The following is a 20,685-nucleotide window of genomic DNA, read 5'->3' on the forward strand; positions in this document are numbered from 1 at the left end:
CGATGTTCGCTCTCCTCCGGTTGATATTGCGCCCACTCTGGTCGATGTTCGCACTCCTCCGGTCGATGTTGTGCTCGCCCCGGTCGATGTTCGCACTCCTCCGGTTGATGCTGCGCCCGCTCCGGTCGATGTTCGCACTCCTCCGGTTGATACTGAAAGGGGCACTGTCTTAAACCTTCGACAGTGCCCCTTCGTCTGCAACAATCGTGACATTTTCATGCTTTTGCAAGATGGACGCCGGAAACGTCTCGGTCACCTCGCCATTCACAAGCTTGCTAACGGCATCAGCCTTTTTCTCACCGGAAACCAGCAGCACAATCTTTTTGCTATCCATAATCGTGCCAATGCCCATCGTGATAGCTTTTCTCGGGACGTCATCCATGGATGGGAAAAACCGTGCATTCGCTTCCCGCGTTGATTCGTCCAAGTCGACAATATGTGTCCGGCGGTCGAATGGGGTCCCTGGTTCATTGAACCCAATATGCCCATTCAATCCTAATCCCAAAATCTGCAAATCGATATGCCCGGCATCACGAATCATCGCTTCATAATCCCGGCATTCGTTTTCCAGATCCGCTGCATCACCATTTGGAAGGAATGCACGCTGTTCAGGCAAATCAATGTGGTTAAACAGTTTGTCATTCATATAGTAGCGATAACTATTCGGATCATCATCACTCAGGCCGACATATTCATCAAGGTTAAATGTGGTGAGAGGCTTAAATGACACATTTCCCTGCTTGTATTGCTCAATCAATTGCTGATAAAGTCCTTCCGGTGTTGATCCGGTTGCCAGTCCCAAGACTGAATGAATTGCTGTTTTCACCTGGCCAACGACTAATTGACTGGCTTTTTCGCTTAGTTCGTTATAGTCTTTCACTCGAATGATGTCCATTCATTGTCCCTCCTGATAGGCTATTTCGCCACGACAAATGGTATAGTAAATCTGCAAATCATCACCCACCAATAATAAATCGGCATCTTTGCCGGCTTTAATGCTGCCTTTTCTGTCAAACATGTTGAGCTGTTTGGCAGGATTTTCCGATGCCATTTTCACGATGCTGCGAATGGATGCATGTGGCAATTGCAGCATCCGCCGGGCCCCTTCGTTCATTTTTAAAATACTGCCGGCGAGCGAACCGTTATCCAGAACAGCACGATCTTCTGTTACCGTGACGGGCTGGCCACCCAACTCATAATTGCCGGCTTGTAGGCATTTGGCCCGCATAGCATCTGTGATGAGGATTAACCGGTCACTTCCGACATTGGCAAAAATCAGCTTCAGCATTTCCGGGGACACATGAATCCCGTCAGCAATTAGCTCTGCCCTTAAGTCTTCCAGTTGAAAAGCTGCTCCGACCCCACCAATATCACGGTGATGTATGCCGTTCATGGCATTGCACAAATGTGTCATTTGCCGCAGTCCATGGGATACCGCTTGCTTGATATCGGCAAAACCAGCGGCAGTATGCCCCGCAGAGACATTCACACCGGAATCAGTTAAATACCGCATAAACTCCCCGGTCGCATCATGCTCCGGCGCCATTGTGACCGTTTTGATCGTGTGTCCAGACAGCTTCTGCCAGTCATTAAATTGCTCAATGTCCGGCTTCGTAATGTGTCGTTCCGGCTGGGCACCTTTTTTGCTTGCCTCGATAAATGGCCCTTCCAAATGAACACCGATTACGTCGGCTTTACCTTGCTTGGACCGATAATTCGCGGCATTTTCCAGTGCCCCGCTGATGTTTTCCGGCGCCTGGGTGATGGTCGTTGCTAAGAAACTTGTTGTGCCTTCCCCCGGCAATGCCCCAGCCATCGTATCCAGCGCATCCACGGTAGCGTCCATCACATCCGCGCCGGCAGCCCCGTGGATGTGCCCGTCAATAAACCCTGGGATCAGGTTCAGCCCCCGTGCGTCAATCACCAGAGCATCAGACGGCGGTGTGTGCACGTTGCTATGTATCGCCTTGATTGTCGTTCCCTCGATTAATAAGCAACCATTCGTGATGTTCGTTTCTTCGGTAAAAATGGTCGCATTTTTGATATAAACGGTTTGATTCAATCGGCTTCATTCCTTTTTATTTCGTCTGTTAACATAGCATATTGGCCGAAAATCTGTCCATTTGAACACAGAACCTGCATCCCCCTGTCAGGAAATGCAGTTTCCATGTTAATGATTCGGTTTATATGATTTTTCGCCTGATAATTCACTGACTAATTTCTGAATCATTTCTTCCGCCGATTGAATCCTGGAATTCTCGGTCTCTGTAATCAATTTTTTCATTAAATATTTGTATCGTTCTTGCTCCACCATTTAAAAACCGCCTTTTAATGGTGTCAAAAAAGCTACCGAATGCTATTGCAACGCACAGGGCGCGCGTGCTTGGGACCTTCTGATTTAGCAACTTTTTTGGCACACTTTTTATAAGATTAAACGTATAAAGTTTTGTATGACGTTTTTAATACCTGAATCGCCTAGCTCGCCAATTTCTTCCAATCCGATCCTGTGACCACTAGCATCTGACATCTGAAAAGACGCATCAGCGTTTTATCTAAATAAACTACCAAAATCATATCACATATCCACAAAAAATGTTGTCGTTTTATGTCATTTTCCGCAATTTTAATACAGCATTCGTTATGACGGGTTCCTTTTTGTCCGATATCTTCGGAAAAAAGCTAATAAAATCACAGCCAATAGAGCTCCGAAGCCGTCTATGACGACATCACCCATATAAGGCGTCCGGTTAGCTGTGAACCCTTGATGCCACTCATCTATAGCAGCATATGCAACCGTCAGCCAAAAAGAAACAACGACCGCCGCCCTAAATGTCGTGCTGCTTGTCTTGCTTAACGCGACATAGAACAGACACATCAAGACAAAGAAAACGCCGATGTGGGCCCCTTTCCGCATGAAAAATTCTATAAAGCCTTCCACACCTAGTGCCGCAACGGACACTTCCCCGTGATGATAAGTAAATGCCACCCAATCGACATATGGTGCAAGAAAGGATAAGTCCACTGTCCTTTCCAAAAACGGCTTTACATCCTGTTGTTCATAGGGCTGGGCTGACGAATAGAAAATGACACACATCCAGCCAATCGGCAGCAACCAATATACATATTTCTTCATCCTATCACCTTTACGCGTTTGGCCGTTCCACACGCTGATTTTTTGATTCAAAACATACGACAAATAAACCGCAAGCTTGAACCGCCACGGTCCCACATTAACGATTTTGCCGATTCCGCCATTTATAAAATTCAAGGTATTCCTTGAATTGCTCTTTGGACACACCTGAATTCATCGCTTCCTGGACAATCTGCAGCCATTCATCATCCAGTTCTTGCCCGATTCGCTCTCGTTTATCTTCGCGGATTAAATCATTGGAAGGTATACCCAGCACCGCACTGATCTTCTCGATAAACTGGATAGATGGATTCGTTTGAAGGTTTCGCTCAATCGAGCTCAAATAGGACTTGGCTACACCTGCTTTTTCCGCCATTTCCGAAATAGACATCTCTTGCTCGATGCGCAGCTGTTTTATCTTCTCACCGATCAACACATACACCTTCTTTCAACAAAATTATACCATATAAGGGTGGGTAGTTCTATATTGAGCACAACTTTTTGACGATAGGGCGACGGTTCGTATGGCACATTTCGTTAGCATTTTTTTTGCCCGGGTAACATGCTATAATAAAGACAGATCATACAAAAGGATAGAGGGGATTGTATGAAAAAACTAGTCCTATTATTGTCATTAATGCTGTTAAGTCTCATCACGGCTTGTTCAAACGATGAAACGACACCACAGGAACGTTTTGACCAATATATCAGTCATTGGAACAATCAGGCGTTTTCGGACATGTACAGCATGCTTACCGATGCATCAGCGGAAGCCTATCCAACAGAAGAATTTGTTGACCGCTATGAAACCATTTATGCTGATCTGAATATATCAGACCTGAACATCACGTACGATGAACTATCCGAAGAGCAAATGGACGCGGCTATGGATGAAGGCAAAGCCGAATTTCCAATAACCGTAGAAATGACATCAGTCGCCGGACCGATTACGTTTGATTACGAAGCAACGCTAATCAAAGAAAAGGTAGACGATGAAGACAAGGAAAACTGGTTCGTCGAATGGGATCCTGGTTTTATTTTCCCGGAAATTAAGAATGGCGGGGAAATCGGCTTGGAAACAACCGAACCGAAGCGGGGCGAAATTCTCGACCGTAACCGTATGCCTTTAGCGCTTAACGACACGGTTCATGAAGTTGGTATCATCCCGGAAAAATTAGGAGAGCAGTCAGAGCAGGCCATACAGGACATAGCTGATCAAATCGGGATGTCCGAAGAAAGCATCGGTGACAGCCTGAATCAGGAATGGGTTGAACCGAATATGTTCGTCCCGCTGGAGAAGTTTCCCCAGTCGCAAGAGGACAAAGTTAACCAGTTAATCGAGCTGGATGGTGTCACCACACGTGATGCAACCGGCCGTGTTTATCCGCTTGGCAAAGCCGCTGCACACCTTACCGGCTATATCAGCCAAGTGACGGCAGAGGATCTGGAAGAACTGGACACCGACAAATACAGTACGGATGATATGGTTGGTCAGCGCGGTCTCGAAGCCTTATTTGAAAAACGATTAAAAGGTGAAAAAGGTGCTGTGATCACCGCTGTCGGTGAAAATGGCGGGGAAACCATCATTGCTGAGAAAGAAGTGGCCAATGGTGACAATATCATCACCACGATTGATGCTGATGTGCAGGAAGCCATTTACGATTCATATGATGGGGATGCCGGTACAGCAGCAGCCATTAATCCCAAAACCGGTGAAACATTAGCGTTGGTCAGCAGCCCGGCTTTTGTGCCGGACAATTTTCTGTACGGGATATCCCAGTCACAATATGAAGCGCTGCAAAATGACCCGCAGAAGCCTGAATTGAATCGTTTTACAGCGACATTTTCACCCGGATCGGCCGTTAAACCGGTAACAGCCGCCATTGGTCTTAACAATGGCAGCATTGTACCAGGTGAAGGCATGGAGATTAACGGCCTCACTTGGAGCAACGGTGAAGGCTGGGGCGACTATGAGGTCCGTCGTGTCAGTGAATCCAATGGCCCTGTCGATGTCACGGATGCCTTGATTCGCTCAGATAACATTTACTTTGCCAGAAAAGGTGTGGAAATGGGCAGTGATGCATTGGTCGAGGGACTGGAGCAATTTGGCCTCGGTGATGACCTGCCATTTGACTATCCCGTGACGTCATCTTCCGTTTCTTCCAGCGGGACGATTGATGATGAGGTGCAGCTGGCCAATACCAGCTATGGCCAAGGTGAAATCGAAGTGAGCGCCCTGCATCTGGCATTAACATACACGCCGTTTTTAAATGACGGGGATATGCTTAAGCCAACATTTCTGGCAGATGAGGAAAACAGCCAAATTTGGAAAGAACAATTAATCTCAAGTGATGAGGCAACGCTTATCCAGGACGCTCTCCGCGATGTCGTTGATGCATCAAATGGAACAGCAAAGGCCGCACAGGATGCCGACTTCCCAATTGCCGGTAAAACAGGGACAGCCGAACTAAAGCTTGCCGCTGACGAAGATGGTGACGAAAACGGCTGGTTTGTCGGCTACCCAGCAGACGATCAGGATATTTTGATTGCGATGATGGTTGAAGAAACACATGACAAAGGCGGTAGTGCTTACACCGTGGAAAAAGTGACCGAGATCCTGAAGAAAATAAAATGACGCAAAGAAAGACGTGTATCCGACCTTATCCGGGTGCACGTCTTCTATTTACATACAATTATTGACCTCCGACAAATCATATTAGCATCCATATGCCGTCCACATTAATTCGACCAGTTTTCACGATATTCCGGCCACTTTCCTGGATCATTCAGCTTACCGCGCAAAGCATACAAAAAAAGAGCCATCCCTTTAAAAGAGATAGCTCCTAGTTTTAACCAAGCCGTTTTACTTAATCGACTTCTTATTGGCTGTATGGTATAGATACCAGGCGACCGCGGCAATCGCGATCAGTGATACAAATGGGCCGAAGAATGTTTCTTCAGGGAAGACAACACCAGCTGTAACAGCCAATGCCACAATCACACCCATCAGTGCCTCACCGGCAATATAACCGGACGCCAGCAAAATACCGCGTTCATTTTTCGCTTCAAATTCTTCTTTGTTTTTGGTACGTCGTTTAATGATACCGCTGATAAGTCCGCCAACCATAATCGGCGCTGTCGTATGGATCGGCAAGTAGAGCCCGACCGCAAACGGCAGGGAACCGATGCCGAAGAGTTCAACGGTCGCAGCAGCTGCCGCCCCAATAAAGATGAGGTTCCAAGGCAGATCCCCGCTCATGATGCCATCAACAATCATTGACATGAGAACAGCCTGTGGTGCCGGCAGTTCTTCTGTTCCGAAGCCATAGGCACTATCCAGAAGCACCAGGATAAAGCCAATAACAATACTGGCAATCAAAACACCATATAATTGGGCGATTTGTTGCCACCTGGGTGTCGCTCCGACGATATAACCGGTTTTCAAATCCTGTGACGTATCCCCGGCAATCGCCGCTGCAATACACACAACCGAACCGATAATAATGGCGGTTACCGCACCAGCTTGTCCAGTTTGTCCAATCGCGGTTAACACCAGCGAAATAAAGATAAGCGCCCCGATCGTCATACCGGATACAGGATTGGACGAACTGCCGACAACACCGACAATCCGTGATGAAACAGTGACAAAGAAAAAACCAAAAATAAACAGCAGAATAGCACCGATCAGGCCAACATCAATCGTTGGATAAAACATTAAAATGCCCATAAATACAACGGTCAGCACAACGATTAACGGCATCGGAATATCTCTGTCGGTACGTAAATCGACCGAATCACTGGCAGAAGAGAAACCTTTAATCGAGCCCATAAATGACGCCGCAATTGTCGGTAATGTTTTGATCAATCCCATAATACCGCCGAATGCCACCGCACCAGCACCGATGTAGCGAAGATAGTTGTCCCAAATATCATGAAAGCCCATTTCCGTTATCGGCACGTCACCCGGATAAATCGGCGCGGTGGTAAACTCACCAATATAGCTGATCAGTGGAATAATGCCGAGCCAGCCAAGCACACCACCGGCAAACATGATACCGGCAATCCGCGGCCCGATAATATAACCAACACCAAGCATGGCCGGCAATGTATCCATCCCGATAGCGGCATTTTTAAATTTGTAAATCTCCCACTCAATCGATGACGGGAATGCTTTAACCGCATCCGTCAGCATTTTGAAAGCTGCACCAATCCCGAGACCGCCCAGGACGAGCTTGGCACCTTTCCCGCCTTCTTCACCGGCGTGCAGCACCTCGGCACATGCGGTACCCTCCGGATATGGCAGTGTGTCATGCTCGTTGACAATCAACGCCCGGCGCAGCGGCACCATCAGGACAACGCCTAGAATACCGCCGGCCAGCGCAATAATCGCAATCGTCGTTAAACTCGGCTGCAGCTGCCAAATGAATAGCGCAGGCAATGTAAAAATAACACCCGCTGCCAACGATTCCCCGGTCGAGGTGATCGTCTGCACAATATTATTTTCCAGAATGGATGTCCGCTTCATAATGATTCGCAGCACTGCCATGGAAATGACAGCAGCCGGAATCGAAGCAGACACCGTCATCCCGACGATCAGCCCTAAATAGGCGTTCGCCGCACCGAATACAATCGCCAGCACAGCACCGATGACCATCGCCACCCAGGTGAATTCAGGGGGTTTTTTCGATGCCGGAACATATGGCTTAAATTCATCCTGTTTATCCTGTTGTTTTGACATCACTAACACCTTCCTTGTAAATCTTACTTGCAAAATGAAGTCTATTTCCGTCAAAAGGTTAAGACAATTAATAATAAAAAGCCAAATTCCTGAAAATAGAAATTCCTTACTATGGAACATAGCAAGGAACGATCACTTCATTTTTTTATACCTGGCACAGGTCAGCCAGTATTGAATTATTTTAAAACTATATCACAAAAACTCATATTATGAAAGATCGGGTGTTAAATTCCAATAATTACAAAAGAAAAAAGCCATTGATTCTATAAAATCAACGGCAAACCGTTCATCTCAAAATTGATTGAAAACATGTATTTATGTCATGAGAAGCTATATTTCGCATGTAGTCATCTTCCAGCTGCTGTCGCATTTCACCGGCTTCTTTCAAATAGCGCACACCCTTTTTCATACAGGCTTTGTAACGTGTATGCACGTCATTGATTTCCGTAGCGAATTTCTCGTCTGTCCCAGGTGCCACCAATTCACCGTATAAATCAATTATGACGTCTTTTTCTTTTTCCGGGAAGAATTCATGTGGGTCGGTGCTGTCAAATATACAAAAATCCAAGCCACGAACGAGCACCATGTCGATACTATTCGGGTCGAAACTGCAGTAATACAGCTCCACATCAAAGCCATGGTCCTCACATGCTGCGGCAATTTTCTTCATAAATACGGATTTCCCTGTACCGGCCCGGCCTTTTACGTAATAAACATTGGTTATGTCTTTGATGAGATGGGGCACGACATTCACCACACCATCTGCCGTATTTGTACCGAAAAGCCGGGTATACGTATGCGGTATGCGATCCCTTGCAGGAATATTTTTAAGTAAATCATGAATGAATTGTTCTGTAAATGCATCCGCATGCTTGAAATCCATTTGTTTGATGTAGATATCTTCCAAATCATCATGAATTTTCAAGCCTTCTGCAAAACTGTCATATGCTTTTTGAATTAGGCCATTTACCTCCGACAAATCATGTTTCGGCGGCGAAAAAGACGCTGCTAGATTAATTGTATCGGTCTGCGTCGTGGTGATCTTTTCGTCAATGTATGCAAGTGATTGATCACGAATAATGATACCGTCCAGATAGTCACTACCCAACGCGCTTTCAAGTATTTCCAAATTATTGTTCTGGTAATGTTTAGCCAACTTTTTGAGTACGGACGTTTTCAGTTTGGCAGATGAATGCTGCAATGCCACGATTTGCCGGATATTGTGCAGATTTGTGTCCAGATGGTTAACTAGCCCCTCAGCCGTGTTGCCGGTGACGTAATAATGACGATTTGACAAAGCGGTCACTCCTTTTTTATTATAAATGATAATAATTACGCCTCTTTAGTTTATGTATGTTGACGGGGTTGGTGATAAAAGACAATTATCTAAAAAACAATTAACGAAAGTCTATTTCACCCGTTAATTAGCCTATTATTGTTATATTGTTAGAGTCCCCACTATGTTCAGATATAACTGTTTCAAATGTATTTTCATAGGTTGTTTTGGTAAGCTTTATATCCTACTATGTTCAGATATAACGGAAGATACGTTTTGGCACCGTTCTAGTATAATAATCTTTATATCCCACTATGTTCAGATATAACCCAAAATGGGTACGCTTCAGAAGTTGTTTTAGGTGACTTTATATCCCACTATGTTCAGATATAACGGCATCCGGTATCAGTAGCACTTCACCATTTACTCCTTTATATCCCACTATGTTCAGATATAACCAGGCTTTCATTGCTGCTGTATAAATGTTGATCGAATCTTTATATCCCACTATGTTCAGATATAACCCGGGTTTTCCGTCAACCCCGATACCCACATCGCGCTTTATATCCCACTATGTTCAGATATAACGCATATAACTTTTTGCTAAACAACGATTACTTATACGACTTTATATCCCACTATGTTCAGATATAACTCCGTGCATACCTGATGTGGATGAGCCATAGCTTTCTTTATATCCCACTATGTTCAGATATAACGGAAGGGATGGAGGGCGATTAGGTGAAATATAAAATCTTTATATCCCACTATGTTCAGATATAACGATGAGGTTTATTATATGGATTCTATTCTTAACGGCTTTATATCCCACTATGTTCAGATATAACTGACCACGTTGATATTGAAGAAGGGGAAATTCGTTCTTTATATCCCACTATGTTCAGATATAACCTCGATGGGGCGATATAGTAAGCATACCGTCATCGGGCTTTATATCCCACTATGTTCAGATATAACAGAAGTTCATTTGTTTGATGAAAACATGAATAACTTCTTTATATCCCACTATGTTCAGATATAACGAAAGGTGCGAAAGGTAATCTCACGTGGATATTGCCTTTATATCCCACTATGTTCAGATATAACAGTCAATTCATCTTCTGTGCGTTGCTCTTTCATCGATCTTTATATCCCACTATGTTCAGATATAACACAACCACAACTTTTAGTGTGACCACTTCTCAAATCTTTATATCCCACTATGTTCAGATATAACGTGCCAGAAAGTGCTGATATCGTGTCAGAAGCATTCTTTATATCCCACTATGTTCAGATATAACGACTTATGCAAGACCCGGACGCAAACGCGATTGTTTTTCTTTATATCCCACTATGTTCAGATATAACGTCACTGATGACGAGGCACGCTCCATATTTACGCAAGCTTTATATCCCACTATGTTCAGATATAACAATGCGGCTGAACTGACTAAGCAGATTATGGATGATGACTTTATATCCCACTATGTTCAGATATAACTTTAAAACAGCCATAATAATAGCGCCTATGATAAGACGCCTTTATATCCCACTATGTTCAGATATAACGGTGCTTTTTTAATTGAGGTGGTGGTATTGGCTAACTTTATATCCCACTATGTTCAGATATAACGGTCGCTTATGAATTATACGAATCATGCAGTGAGGAAGAACTTTATATCCCACTATGTTCAGATATAACCGAATGAAATAACCCTCAATTACTTTTTCGTTATCGTCTTTATATCCCACTATGTTCAGATATAACCAAAAAGCGTTTGTTTGAACAACGCAAAAAACAATTAACTTTATATCCCACTATGTTCAGATATAACTGAGGATTACGAAAGAGCAAGAAAAAGAAATTAAACTTTATATCCCACTATGTTCAGATATAACATGTCACCGAAAAGAACAGGGAAGCAAGGGTGATTACACTTTATATCCCACTATGTTCAGATATAACCTCCGACTCATCTAATATTTTCCGCATACTTTCTTGCTTTATATCCCACTATGTTCAGATATAACGATGATTATATAGACGAATTGAAGTCAGGTGGAACAAACTTTATATCCCACTATGTTCAGATATAACCCCCCGCAAAAATCGGGTGGAAAATCCCATGATATCAACCTTCATGGAATTCGTATGAAACGATTTTTGCAGTAAACCATCAGTCTTAAATAATAGACGCAACGAAAAATAACCAACTAACCGTATTATACCAATATTTAAACACCATTTCTACCAATTTTAGGTTTACTGCAAATACGACTTATAGAAACATATCATCAAATGACTTTTCCACCCCATAAGATGTTTTTTGGATATGATTAGGATTTCTTACTTCGTATAAATATATAGAGTCCACCTCTGGATTTATAATCGATTCAATTTCATCCATACATTGAAGCAATAATGTCTTCGTAATTTCGCCTTCAAACACAGAATTCTGGGACCATGTAAGGTATTCCTTTAATTTTTTGCACACTTTACCGACACGTTTTACCCCCACATCGTATGTAATGATAACGTACATCATTACCACCACGCTTTTAAAGGCTTATAGTGTTGGTCCCCTATAAAATGCTTAATGAGCTTATAGCATTCTAATCTAATAAAATACTTATAAGAAACGTTTCTCTTTAGCTTACGGTGTCGTATTGTTGTTCCAAGTTTTTCATTCCATTCTTTAATAAACTTCTTTTTCCCTGTGTCATTCAGTATGACCATTTCCTCCAGAAATTCAAAATCTGATATTTTTATTTGTTTGCGATTAAGCAATGCAAATATAGCCGAATCCACTAACAAAGGTTTAAAAATCTCGGCAATATCCAAACTCAGCGAGAACCTTTTTGTCGACGGCTCATGCAAAAAACTTACAGTAGGGTCAAGGTGTGTTTTATAGATTTCCGTTAAAACGGCTGTATAACACATACTATTCCCAAAGGAAATCAAAGCATTCAAAGGATCTTTAGGTGGTCGTTTTGTTCGCTCATCAAATGCAAATTCATCCGGCAAAAAATAGTTAAAGGAAGAATAATATAGCTGTCTTAAAGTTCCTTCCACCCCCATGATTTCTGGCACCCGTTTAACGCTTTCTAATAATTCCAGATTTGACTGCATACGCTCACTCACCGCATTTACTTCTTCGTACTTTTTATAATTTCTCAGATTACGCAGCATATGAAAAGCACTGCTATACACAAATTGCTTAGCTAAGTATTCCCTTTTATCCTTATCTAAATAATGACTGCTCTGATTAACGATCGTAAACCCAGAAACCTTTTTTGACCGGGGATAATACGTTCCATAATAAAAACCATAATAATTGTAGAAATGGATCCTGACATCATGTTTTGTCAGTAAGTCTAAAAAATCAGTGTTGAAGTCCACCTTCCCAAACACATATATGTTTTCAATCTGGTGAACTGGTAGCGATTTTTTATTATCTTCTTCATCTATAAAATAGAATGTGTTATTCTTTCTTCGCATTCGACCGCTATTGAAGATAAAATAATCCTTATTCAATTACTCCTCACCTTCTTCCGCATAGCAAAAATCATAATAGGCACACTTTGTACATATTGGCGAATTTATAACACTTGGCGGCCTAGACTGTTCTAATATCTGATAAATATTCTCAATAATTTCTTCAAGCTTTTTCTCATCTTTCTCCTTCAATTCAACTTCTTCCGTTCGTTTTTCTTTGGTATAACTGATTAACCCTTTTTTGTTAAGGCCGCGCTTTTTAAGTTCATACAAATAAAACAATAATTGCCATTTATCAGCTTTTGTCATTCGACTTGTTACCTTAACTTCCCTGACATAATCGCCATCAATGGCATCTATTTTGATATTATCCACCGTGAGTTCTTTTTTGTCCGAATTTCTATATGACCTTTCGTGTAGAATTTTCCCTGTTTGCACACGTTCGTTCCCTTCCTCAAGTTGGATATTCTTGGAGTAGAGCCATAATTTGCGATGACAAACAAAGTAGTACTGTATATGCAAACCACTAATCATTTTTATCAACTCCCATTAATCCAATATAAAAGAATTCTCCGATACTTGTTTGTCACTTAGGCCGATGCCACGCAATGTTTCAGAATCGAAGTCATATTCAACGTCTAAAATTTCGACATTGGGTAATATATTATATTTTCGTCCGTCTTTCCCTGTTTGGTATAAATCAATCGGTGTTCTTTCACTCCTGTATTTATGTTTTGGAATGGAAACTGTATAGTTGTCTACTTCCCGACGTAGTCTTGTCCGGTCCTGTGAATTAAGTTCTTTTTCCAGCGCTTCAAGTAAATCAATTATTTCATCGTATATAACCCTAGGAATAACAGTTACCGATTGAATGCCACGCAATATTTCTTGAGCTTCATCATTTGTATATTGGTAGTCCTCCAAGTAATTTAATTTATGAACGGCATTATTAAATTGCTCGTAGAATTTTGTCCCTTGCAATTCTTCTTTTGAATAGATTTTTTTGACCAATTCAACTTTATTCTTCTCACTTAACAGCTTTGTATCATAAGCTAGTAAGTATTTTTCAGTTAAGTTTAAAATATCCTCATCGTAAACATACTTGCTTCCGGATACGTCGTCTGTATAAATATATACATTCGAGTTTTCGTGATCCAATTTCCGATTTCGATAACAACGCCCCAATCGCTGCAATAAGCTGTCAATCGTGGAAAGTTCGGTGAATAGGATATCAAAATCAATATCTATTGACGCTTCTACCAATTGTGTTGTAATCCAAATGCCGTTTGTTTCCTCATCGGCAAATCGTTTTATCTCATTTTCTAACAGGGCCCGATCGCGCTGAACAAAACGGGAGTGCAATAAATGAACATTTTCTCCCTCTAACTGCTTAAAAAGGTCTATTGCCCTGTCAACGGTATTAACAATAATCAGCACTTTTTGATTTGTCGCCATCTCTACTATGCGATCTTTATCATCATAAATCCCCATATCTTGTAGGCTGATTCTATGCCTTATCAATGATTCGTCTACAAATTCATTCACTATTGTATTATCATCTAAAATTCCTCTATCTGCCAGCTCATCCAAATAGATTTGAGGCATTGTAGCTGTCATAATCATAAATTTCCCGCCAATCTTATGAATCATCTCAATCGCCTTAAGAAGTACTGCTACAATCCATGGGTTATATGCCTGGATTTCATCAATAATAACTTTTGAATAAGCCATAGTAGCAAAAAACTTTTCATAGCCTTTAAATTTAAAAGGGAACTTCAATATTTGATCAATCGTTGTGAACAATAGTTTATTCGAGAAGTTTTGGGACTGATCAAAAATGATTTCCCAGTCCTCATCGCCATTTTTATCCAAATGTGAAGCACTTGTCCCATGCAGCAGTCCAACATTTTTATAATTCATATCACTATGGACACGGTCATATAGCGCATTAAGGGAAACACGAATGGGAAGGGTGAAAAACGTTTTATCGTTTCCGGCCCAAAGCAACGAAGCTTCCGTTTTTCCCATTCCTGTCTGGGCAATGATAATGAGATTCTTATTCTGATTTTGGTATGTGTATTCCTGAAGTGGTCGAAGTGAACGCTCACCAAAGTTTTCTTGCATATAATTGTGTGTTAGATCTGCAATATTTACATTGGTGTCAACTTCTACGGGGATATGTGCTGAAGCTGCATGGTCTAAACGGTGCAATAACCCTTTTATTAAAATGTATAAATAGTAAGTATCCCTGCCGTCTTTTATTTCTGTAATTCGATCCTTAGGTTTTAAAGGATTGGTAATCTTAAACTTCTTTTGATTTTTATCCGGGACACTAAGCTCCATTTCTTTTTTTATCTCATCAAAATGGTTTAGCAGTTCTTCCTGATATACCTTGGTCAGAAACGATACATCCGGCTTCGTATTTCTTTCATGATGATAGGCAATTGCCTGGACAAGCACCCTTCTCTCCTCTTCACTAAGATCCCAGCTTGAAACCGGTAAAAAGAAAGGTGATAAATAATTATGTGGTATGTGACCAAAATGGGAAGGATGAACAGCTTCATTTGTTTTTAGTGCCTTATGCATTTTTCCCTGAAAATCATTATTCACTTTTCCTAAATCATGGTATTGCGCGGCCTTATACAATATATCCCATATTTTATATTCCGGGATTTTCTCAGAATAGGCGTTTTTCAATACAGTAAATCTTTTTAACAACTCATCTGTATGTTCTTTGAGTGTCTCCATTTCCGGTCTGGTTTTTGCTATTAGCATTAAACGTCGCCTCTTTTCCAATAAGCCAATGAGGACGGCTCCACATTGGCTTTTTATATTATTGATTCCAGAACACGGGGTAATCGTCCCCATCAATCAAGATCGGACTATCGAAATAATCTTTATTAATTTCTTCATGTCGTGCTATATAAATTGAAGGTATCCTATTCCATTCTCTGATACCTTTTTTAATTGTGTACGTCCAATTCAGTAAATAAGGTATCCCCAAACCGTCTTCAGTCACTTGCACCTTAGGTACATAAATAGAATGTTTTGTCGTGCATTCCTCTGTCTCTTCAAGTGTTACAAAGTCAACCTCATCAATCCGAAGTAGATCCTCATGTCGACCTAATGATACAAATGAACATGTTTCCTGAAATCCATTATATATATCATTCAACACTTTTTCTTCCGCCTTAATATGAAATACCAGCCCTACATTGTAAAGCATATGTGTGTACAATGGCATGGACGTCATAACATTGCTTGAGTAAACAGGGGCCTCCTCCGCTATTCCATCCAAAATAATCGGCATAGCAAATTCATGCTTCTTCACAAAATAAGTCTTCCGGTAATCAACAATTTGACTTTCAAAATCACCTTGTATAGATAACGAAAATGGAATTAGCCTGTCCGCATTCAAAACAGCATGAATCATTCCTTTAACAGTTGAATAAGGCGGGAGCGGGTATGTTTCAGTAACCTTGTTTGCAAAAGGCTTTTTATAACACACAGTTTCCTGAAATGCTTTAATTCTCAATACCTTCATACAGAAACACCGTAATACTGACCAACTTGCTTTGCCAAATGCTCATAGAACTCATCTACTCTTACTGTATCAGCGACTCTTGAAAATTCATCTTCATTAGCGAAAACACCCCGAACATAGCCAATTTCGGTATCTTCTTTGATTGACGAACCGAAAACATTTGCACTAACTGTATCCTCTAATGATGTAATATTTAATTGATCTTTGCTTTCAAGCGATACACGTCCCTGAAAGAATGGATTTGGAATAGGGTAGGCACCGCCAATTATGAATAGAGGTGAAAGATTCTCTTGTCTGCCACGTATTTCACGAGTTAAAAATTTGGTAACCTCCAAAAACTGGTTTACTCGGTTGACTTTTTCTTCTGTATTTAACTCAACACCTTCGTCAACCCCTACCCTTGACAGATCAATCGTAACCGTATAGGCATAATAACTGATATGCTGTTCAATCGTTGCCAGATTGGAATCTTCATTGATTCTCGAAGCCAACCCCATATTGTTTAAGAACTCGAGATCACTTTTATAAGGCTCCAGTGAAATGGCATGACTTAAGCGAACGACAGCAGATCGTTTGGCAGCACCCGTTTTGGCTTTTGTTTTCATATAACCGAATAAATCCATTTCAACCGAATCTTCTATCGTGCATTTTTCTTTAAATTGAATAACACGCTGTTCTTTGTCCACTACGTCTAAGTTCCAATTAAAAAATTGATTGCCAAGACGCACCATGTCATAACGTAAACTTTGCCTCGATGCAAATGAATAAACACCGCCATCACCACGATGGAACTTTTTCAGCTCGGAAATATTGGCAGTTCCCTCACCATAATTTAATGAATTCGCCCGAAAGACGACCGTAAATGTAATTGCTTTATTATTAGCCATTTTTAACTTCCCCCTCCTCATTTGGTTTAGAAATTAGTCCGGAAATCCATGCGTTTGCAATAGTTTCGAAGTCCATGTTATTTTCGTGCAAAGCTTCCAATAGCAGTGACGGCATTTCCAAATCGTTGGAAATATAAATCCTCATGACGGTATCCATAAATGTATTCCGATTTCCTGCCTGAACAGAATTCAATAAACGATATGCAATACCTTGTGCTTTCTTTAGTCCAATCTTATTTCGCACATTCTCTGCACTCTTGTACAAGACCCAAATGTATTTCTGCTGTTTTTCAGGATCCATATAATTGACGCCCTCCTTTAAGTAAAATTCATTATAGTGTCTCAATATTGTCATGAACATAACTTCTAAAGGTGAATAATTGTTCTTGACTTTATCCCGGAGTGTTTCAAAAATAAATACTTTTGTGTCTATATTCTTTAGCAGATATTTAATAAAAGCAATCCGGTTTTTGTAAAATAGATAACCAAATAGCTTATTGTGTTTTTCAAAAAGATGTATCAAATTTGGTGTTAAAATCATGTAATCCAGTAATGTCTTTTTGGCTTGATAGTCGGACTCATACTCAACGATAAGGTAATTTTTAATCAACATATCTGCTCTTAACTTCTGCTCGGTAACAAGATCGAAAATAACTTCATCAAATGATATGTTATCATCGGATTCAGTGCTGTAATGTTCATTTGTTTGGTATATTTGGTCAAATGAGCCATCAAATTGTACAAAAACGGATTTGCCATTGGAAATGGTCGCCCCAGCAGGTGCACAGAATAATAGTAATTTTGCTAGAGCACTAATCGGAAAAAAGTTGTTACCTTCACTATTCCAAGTACTGTTCAACGCATTTTTAAGGCTTAAGGCTAAAGGTGAGAATACACTTTCTTCAAAAGAAAAAAGTCCTAAGCGAAAATCTGTTAAACTGCATTTAAGAATTTCTTCGTTTATGTATTGTTTCATTTCGTCGGTGCTTAATTTCTTAAATGGCCTTTTGAGAACAGCTAAAGACTTATGCTCTGAATTTTGCAACAGTTGATGGACAGTATTTAATTCGTTTTCGTCAATCGCATATAATAGATTCCACTCGTCGATGACCGGTTGGATAAAATCTTTTTCGAATAACGCCTTTTGTTCTTCTACATTTTTTGAGTTATGGACAACATTAAGAAATGACACTTGACCAAAATACGGTTGAAAATATATAGCTTTAAACGCATTGCAAGTTAACTTTTCATCGATTTCTTTTGTGTGTATTCCCGCGATAATGTCATCCAGCCATTCATCCGTTTCTTCTTTATACGTCTTTTCAGATCGATAATGCTCCACATTGTCGATTACATTCCAGCCGAATTCGTATTCTTTAAAATATTTATCAACCTTTGTTTCGATATCTTTTAATCGCTTGTTTAGATTTGATTTATATTTCTCTTCTCCGTTTTTCCAGCGGCTATGCCAACTTTTGAGTACCTGTTCATGCCTATTAGCAACACTGTACTTTTTCAAAAAGTAATCGAAAAATGCATCTGGTAGTACCTCCAGCTGCTCTTTTGTAATAGTAAAACCGTCATGCGTTGTCGGAACATTTACGCCATAAGATTCTAAAATTCGTTTATATCCGACCATTCCTTGGGTTAAAGCCCATTCGTTCATGGACACTTCCATCCGATCCACCTAGTTCACCTCCTTTTCAACTTCTAATAATCCCAATCCAAGTGATCTTCGCATACTTACGCCATTATCATATAAACATTGAAGATCATCAGGAGCCCCTTGGAGTTGTATCAAACCTTTGTTCGTTGTTAAATATAATGGTCTTTTCTGTTTCTGATGAAGGTCTTCCTTTAGGACTTGTTTTGTCATCATTGTTTGCAGAACTTTAATAGGTTGTTGTGGCTCTCTCTTATAAAGTTCTCGGATAATGAGATTAGCAACATATTGAAGTTCTTCATTAAAATTGCTATCTGTAGCCAATATTGGTTTTTTATCCTTTGATTCTATCAATATGGGCGACAAAGTTTTAAACACTACATTTTCTTCTTTGATAGACTTTTTAGGTAATAAGTTTTTCGTTTTTAAAACTAACTGAGATTCTTGGATGTAATATACTTGGCCTTTTTTGGAGCCATTCATAAGATGCATGATAAATTCATAGCTTGAACTTGATAGATTCAAATGCAATTCTTTACCGTAAATAGTCTCCTGACTGATATCAAGATTTGTTATATAAGTCGAATATGTGAATGGCTTCATATTTCGTTTATTTTGAACAAAAAGGTTATCATAGTAGGTTTGTGAACCATTTCTCACCATTTCTTTGATTATTGATAGAGTACCCAGCCTGTAAGTAATCGGGATAGATTGCATATCAAATACTAATTTTACTTTCATTTTATCTCCCCCCTTTCCTAGTAAATTATTTTATATATTTTATTATCTTTTGTCAACAATTTTCCGAAAATAAAAAGTTGCATTATAAAAATACAACTTTCCCCTCTTCGTTCAGATATAATTATTCCTTTTGATATAGAATAATTTACTTTTTATATCCTGCTATATGCAAATATATTTATAATATTATCACATATAGCGAAACTTAAACAGGGAGCTATGTATTACTTACTAGAATAGCACATCCCCCCTACAAAAAAATGCACACCCTACCAAGATTCCAAAAATTTAATACCTTTCCTCTCGCCTATCCCGGAAAATCGGTATCTGCTGCCGGACATCATCCACCTTATTCAGATCGATTTCAGCCAGCACCATCTTTTCCTCACTGCCGCCTTCAGCAACGATCTCACCCCATGGATCTACAACAAGCGACATGCCGCCGAATTCATTTTTCGGATCAGCCCCCACCCGGTTGCAAGCAACAACATAACATTGATTCTCAATCGCACGTGCCTGCAGCAGTACACGCCAATGATCGATGCGGGGTTTTGGCCATTCCGCCACGACATACATAACTTTAGCTCCATTTACGGCCGATTTGCGCAGCCATTCCGGAAAGCGGATATCATAGCAAATGAACCCGGCCGACGGGACACCCTCCAATTCGAAGTCAGCAGCATCGTGACCCTCAACGAGGTGTAAGTGTTCATCCATCAGCTGAAAAAGGTGCAGCTTGCTGTACGTCTGGATAAGCTCGCCGTTACGATCAATAACAAGCATCGTGTTTTTCATACCGTCCTTACTCTCCTCAGCGACGGATCCGCCGATAATGACGACATTCAGCTGTTTCGCCAAATCGCTCAGGAACTCGGTCGTCGCTTTGGCATCCTTGTCTGCCAGCACATCCAGCCGCTCCAGGTCATAGCCTGTATCCCATAACTCGGGTAATACAATGATGTCAGCACCAGTGCTCGCGGCATCCATCACCCATTTGGAAACACGGGCAAAATTCACTTTCGGATCACCATACGTCACATCCATCTGAATCAGTGCCATTTTTTTCTTCATATCCGCATTTACCTCCTGAAAATTATTAGACTTCCTCTACCTATAATCGAAATTCTAAGCTTAACGGGGGCATTCTTAACCATTATTTTTTAAGACGCCCCCAAACCGTTTTTTCAGACGATTGTAATGATGAGAGGGT

Annotated in this window: 17 protein-coding genes and 1 CRISPR repeat array; of the genes, 1 reads left to right on the forward strand and 16 read right to left on the reverse strand. The window is 40.8% G+C overall.

Features of this window, described 5'->3' with window-relative positions:
- Positions 1–169 precede the first annotated feature (169 nt).
- The 5 genes from nagB to ACFQ4A_RS08445 all read right to left on the reverse strand — a co-directional run bounded on the left by nagB (position 170) and on the right by ACFQ4A_RS08445 (position 3,563).
- The gene (nagB, locus tag ACFQ4A_RS08425; protein WP_382399514.1) at positions 170–895 is read right to left on the reverse strand and encodes a glucosamine-6-phosphate deaminase; all 726 of its coding nucleotides are present in this window, start codon (positions 893–895) and stop codon (positions 170–172) included.
- Positions 896–2,062, reverse strand: coding sequence for an N-acetylglucosamine-6-phosphate deacetylase (nagA, locus tag ACFQ4A_RS08430; RefSeq protein ID WP_382399516.1), 1,167 nt, complete (start codon positions 2,060–2,062; stop codon positions 896–898). It lies immediately after the preceding gene.
- 108 nt (positions 2,063–2,170) lie between these two features.
- Positions 2,171–2,314, reverse strand: coding sequence for a hypothetical protein (locus ACFQ4A_RS08435; RefSeq protein ID WP_382399518.1), 144 nt, complete (start codon positions 2,312–2,314; stop codon positions 2,171–2,173).
- Between the two features lie 324 nt (positions 2,315–2,638).
- Positions 2,639–3,133, reverse strand: coding sequence for a VanZ family protein (locus ACFQ4A_RS08440; RefSeq protein WP_382399520.1), 495 nt, complete (start codon positions 3,131–3,133; stop codon positions 2,639–2,641).
- Between the two features lie 97 nt (positions 3,134–3,230).
- Complete coding sequence (locus ACFQ4A_RS08445; protein ID WP_382399522.1) at positions 3,231–3,563, reverse strand: helix-turn-helix domain-containing protein; 333 nt, start codon at positions 3,561–3,563, stop codon at positions 3,231–3,233.
- Positions 3,564–3,737: 174 nt separating this feature from the next.
- Here ACFQ4A_RS08445 and ACFQ4A_RS08450 point away from each other — a divergent pair, with 174 nt between their 5' ends.
- Complete coding sequence (locus ACFQ4A_RS08450) at positions 3,738–5,765, forward strand: penicillin-binding transpeptidase domain-containing protein (protein ID WP_382399524.1); 2,028 nt, start codon at positions 3,738–3,740, stop codon at positions 5,763–5,765.
- Positions 5,766–5,993: 228 nt separating this feature from the next.
- On the opposite strand, the gene ACFQ4A_RS08455 is transcribed toward ACFQ4A_RS08450, so the two are convergent.
- The 11 genes from ACFQ4A_RS08455 to ACFQ4A_RS08505 all read right to left on the reverse strand — a co-directional run bounded on the left by ACFQ4A_RS08455 (position 5,994) and on the right by ACFQ4A_RS08505 (position 20,546).
- The gene (locus ACFQ4A_RS08455; protein ID WP_382399526.1) at positions 5,994–7,868 is read right to left on the reverse strand and encodes an OPT family oligopeptide transporter; all 1,875 of its coding nucleotides are present in this window, start codon (positions 7,866–7,868) and stop codon (positions 5,994–5,996) included.
- Positions 7,869–8,154: 286 nt separating this feature from the next.
- Positions 8,155–9,165: a hypothetical protein gene (locus tag ACFQ4A_RS08460; RefSeq protein WP_382399528.1), complete on the reverse strand. Its 1,011-nt coding sequence runs from the start codon at positions 9,163–9,165 to the stop codon at positions 8,155–8,157.
- A gap of 214 nt (positions 9,166–9,379) precedes the next feature.
- Positions 9,380–11,242: a CRISPR direct-repeat array (repeat unit 29 nt; unit sequence CTTTATATCCCACTATGTTCAGATATAAC).
- A 181-nt stretch (positions 11,243–11,423) separates the two neighbouring features.
- Entirely contained in the window at positions 11,424–11,687 is a 264-nt protein-coding gene (gene cas2 / locus ACFQ4A_RS08465; protein ID WP_382399530.1) for a CRISPR-associated endonuclease Cas2, read from the reverse strand.
- 2 nt (positions 11,688–11,689) lie between these two features.
- Positions 11,690–12,679, reverse strand: coding sequence for a type I-B CRISPR-associated endonuclease Cas1b (cas1b, locus tag ACFQ4A_RS08470; RefSeq protein WP_382399532.1), 990 nt, complete (start codon positions 12,677–12,679; stop codon positions 11,690–11,692).
- Positions 12,680–13,174 (reverse strand): CRISPR-associated protein Cas4, encoded by a 495-nt coding sequence (cas4, locus tag ACFQ4A_RS08475; RefSeq protein ID WP_382399534.1) that lies wholly within the window; start codon positions 13,172–13,174, stop codon positions 12,680–12,682.
- 15 nt (positions 13,175–13,189) lie between these two features.
- Positions 13,190–15,415, reverse strand: a complete 2,226-nt coding sequence (gene cas3, locus ACFQ4A_RS08480) for a CRISPR-associated helicase Cas3' (protein WP_382399536.1) — start codon at positions 15,413–15,415, stop codon at positions 13,190–13,192.
- Between the two features lie 58 nt (positions 15,416–15,473).
- Positions 15,474–16,184, reverse strand: coding sequence for a type I-B CRISPR-associated protein Cas5b (cas5b, locus tag ACFQ4A_RS08485; protein ID WP_382399538.1), 711 nt, complete (start codon positions 16,182–16,184; stop codon positions 15,474–15,476).
- Positions 16,181–17,071 (reverse strand): type I-B CRISPR-associated protein Cas7/Cst2/DevR, encoded by an 891-nt coding sequence (gene cas7i, locus ACFQ4A_RS08490; RefSeq protein WP_382399540.1) that lies wholly within the window; start codon positions 17,069–17,071, stop codon positions 16,181–16,183. The genes cas5b and cas7i overlap by 4 nt, the downstream gene beginning before the upstream one ends.
- Positions 17,064–18,758 (reverse strand): hypothetical protein, encoded by a 1,695-nt coding sequence (locus tag ACFQ4A_RS08495; protein ID WP_382399542.1) that lies wholly within the window; start codon positions 18,756–18,758, stop codon positions 17,064–17,066. The genes cas7i and ACFQ4A_RS08495 overlap by 8 nt, the downstream gene beginning before the upstream one ends.
- Positions 18,759–19,475, reverse strand: coding sequence for a CRISPR-associated endoribonuclease Cas6 (gene cas6, locus ACFQ4A_RS08500; protein WP_382399544.1), 717 nt, complete (start codon positions 19,473–19,475; stop codon positions 18,759–18,761).
- A gap of 288 nt (positions 19,476–19,763) precedes the next feature.
- Complete coding sequence (locus tag ACFQ4A_RS08505) at positions 19,764–20,546, reverse strand: carbon-nitrogen family hydrolase (protein WP_382399546.1); 783 nt, start codon at positions 20,544–20,546, stop codon at positions 19,764–19,766.
- Positions 20,547–20,685: the final 139 nt, after the last annotated feature.

Source organism: Lentibacillus salinarum (genome assembly GCF_042679865.1).
Classification (GTDB): Bacteria; Bacillota; Bacilli; order Bacillales; family Amphibacillaceae; genus Lentibacillus; species Lentibacillus salinarum.

Excerpts from the sequence above, each read along its gene's own strand:
- nagB (WP_382399514.1), bottom strand. The coding sequence starts at position 895 with ATGGACATCATTCGAGTGAAAGACTATAACGAACTAAGCGAAAAAGCC.
- ACFQ4A_RS08435 (WP_382399518.1), bottom strand. The coding sequence starts at position 2,314 with ATGGTGGAGCAAGAACGATACAAATATTTAATGAAAAAATTGATTACA.
- ACFQ4A_RS08440 (WP_382399520.1), bottom strand. The coding sequence starts at position 3,133 with ATGAAGAAATATGTATATTGGTTGCTGCCGATTGGCTGGATGTGTGTC.
- ACFQ4A_RS08450 (WP_382399524.1), top strand. The coding sequence starts at position 3,738 with ATGAAAAAACTAGTCCTATTATTGTCATTAATGCTGTTAAGTCTCATC.
- ACFQ4A_RS08455 (WP_382399526.1), bottom strand. The coding sequence starts at position 7,868 with ATGTCAAAACAACAGGATAAACAGGATGAATTTAAGCCATATGTTCCG.
- cas2 (WP_382399530.1), bottom strand. The coding sequence starts at position 11,687 with ATGTACGTTATCATTACATACGATGTGGGGGTAAAACGTGTCGGTAAA.
- cas4 (WP_382399534.1), bottom strand. The coding sequence starts at position 13,174 with ATGATTAGTGGTTTGCATATACAGTACTACTTTGTTTGTCATCGCAAA.
- cas3 (WP_382399536.1), bottom strand. The coding sequence starts at position 15,415 with ATGCTAATAGCAAAAACCAGACCGGAAATGGAGACACTCAAAGAACAT.
- cas5b (WP_382399538.1), bottom strand. The coding sequence starts at position 16,184 with ATGAAGGTATTGAGAATTAAAGCATTTCAGGAAACTGTGTGTTATAAA.
- cas7i (WP_382399540.1), bottom strand. The coding sequence starts at position 17,071 with ATGGCTAATAATAAAGCAATTACATTTACGGTCGTCTTTCGGGCGAAT.
- cas6 (WP_382399544.1), bottom strand. The coding sequence starts at position 19,475 with ATGAAAGTAAAATTAGTATTTGATATGCAATCTATCCCGATTACTTAC.
- ACFQ4A_RS08505 (WP_382399546.1), bottom strand. The coding sequence starts at position 20,546 with ATGAAGAAAAAAATGGCACTGATTCAGATGGATGTGACGTATGGTGAT.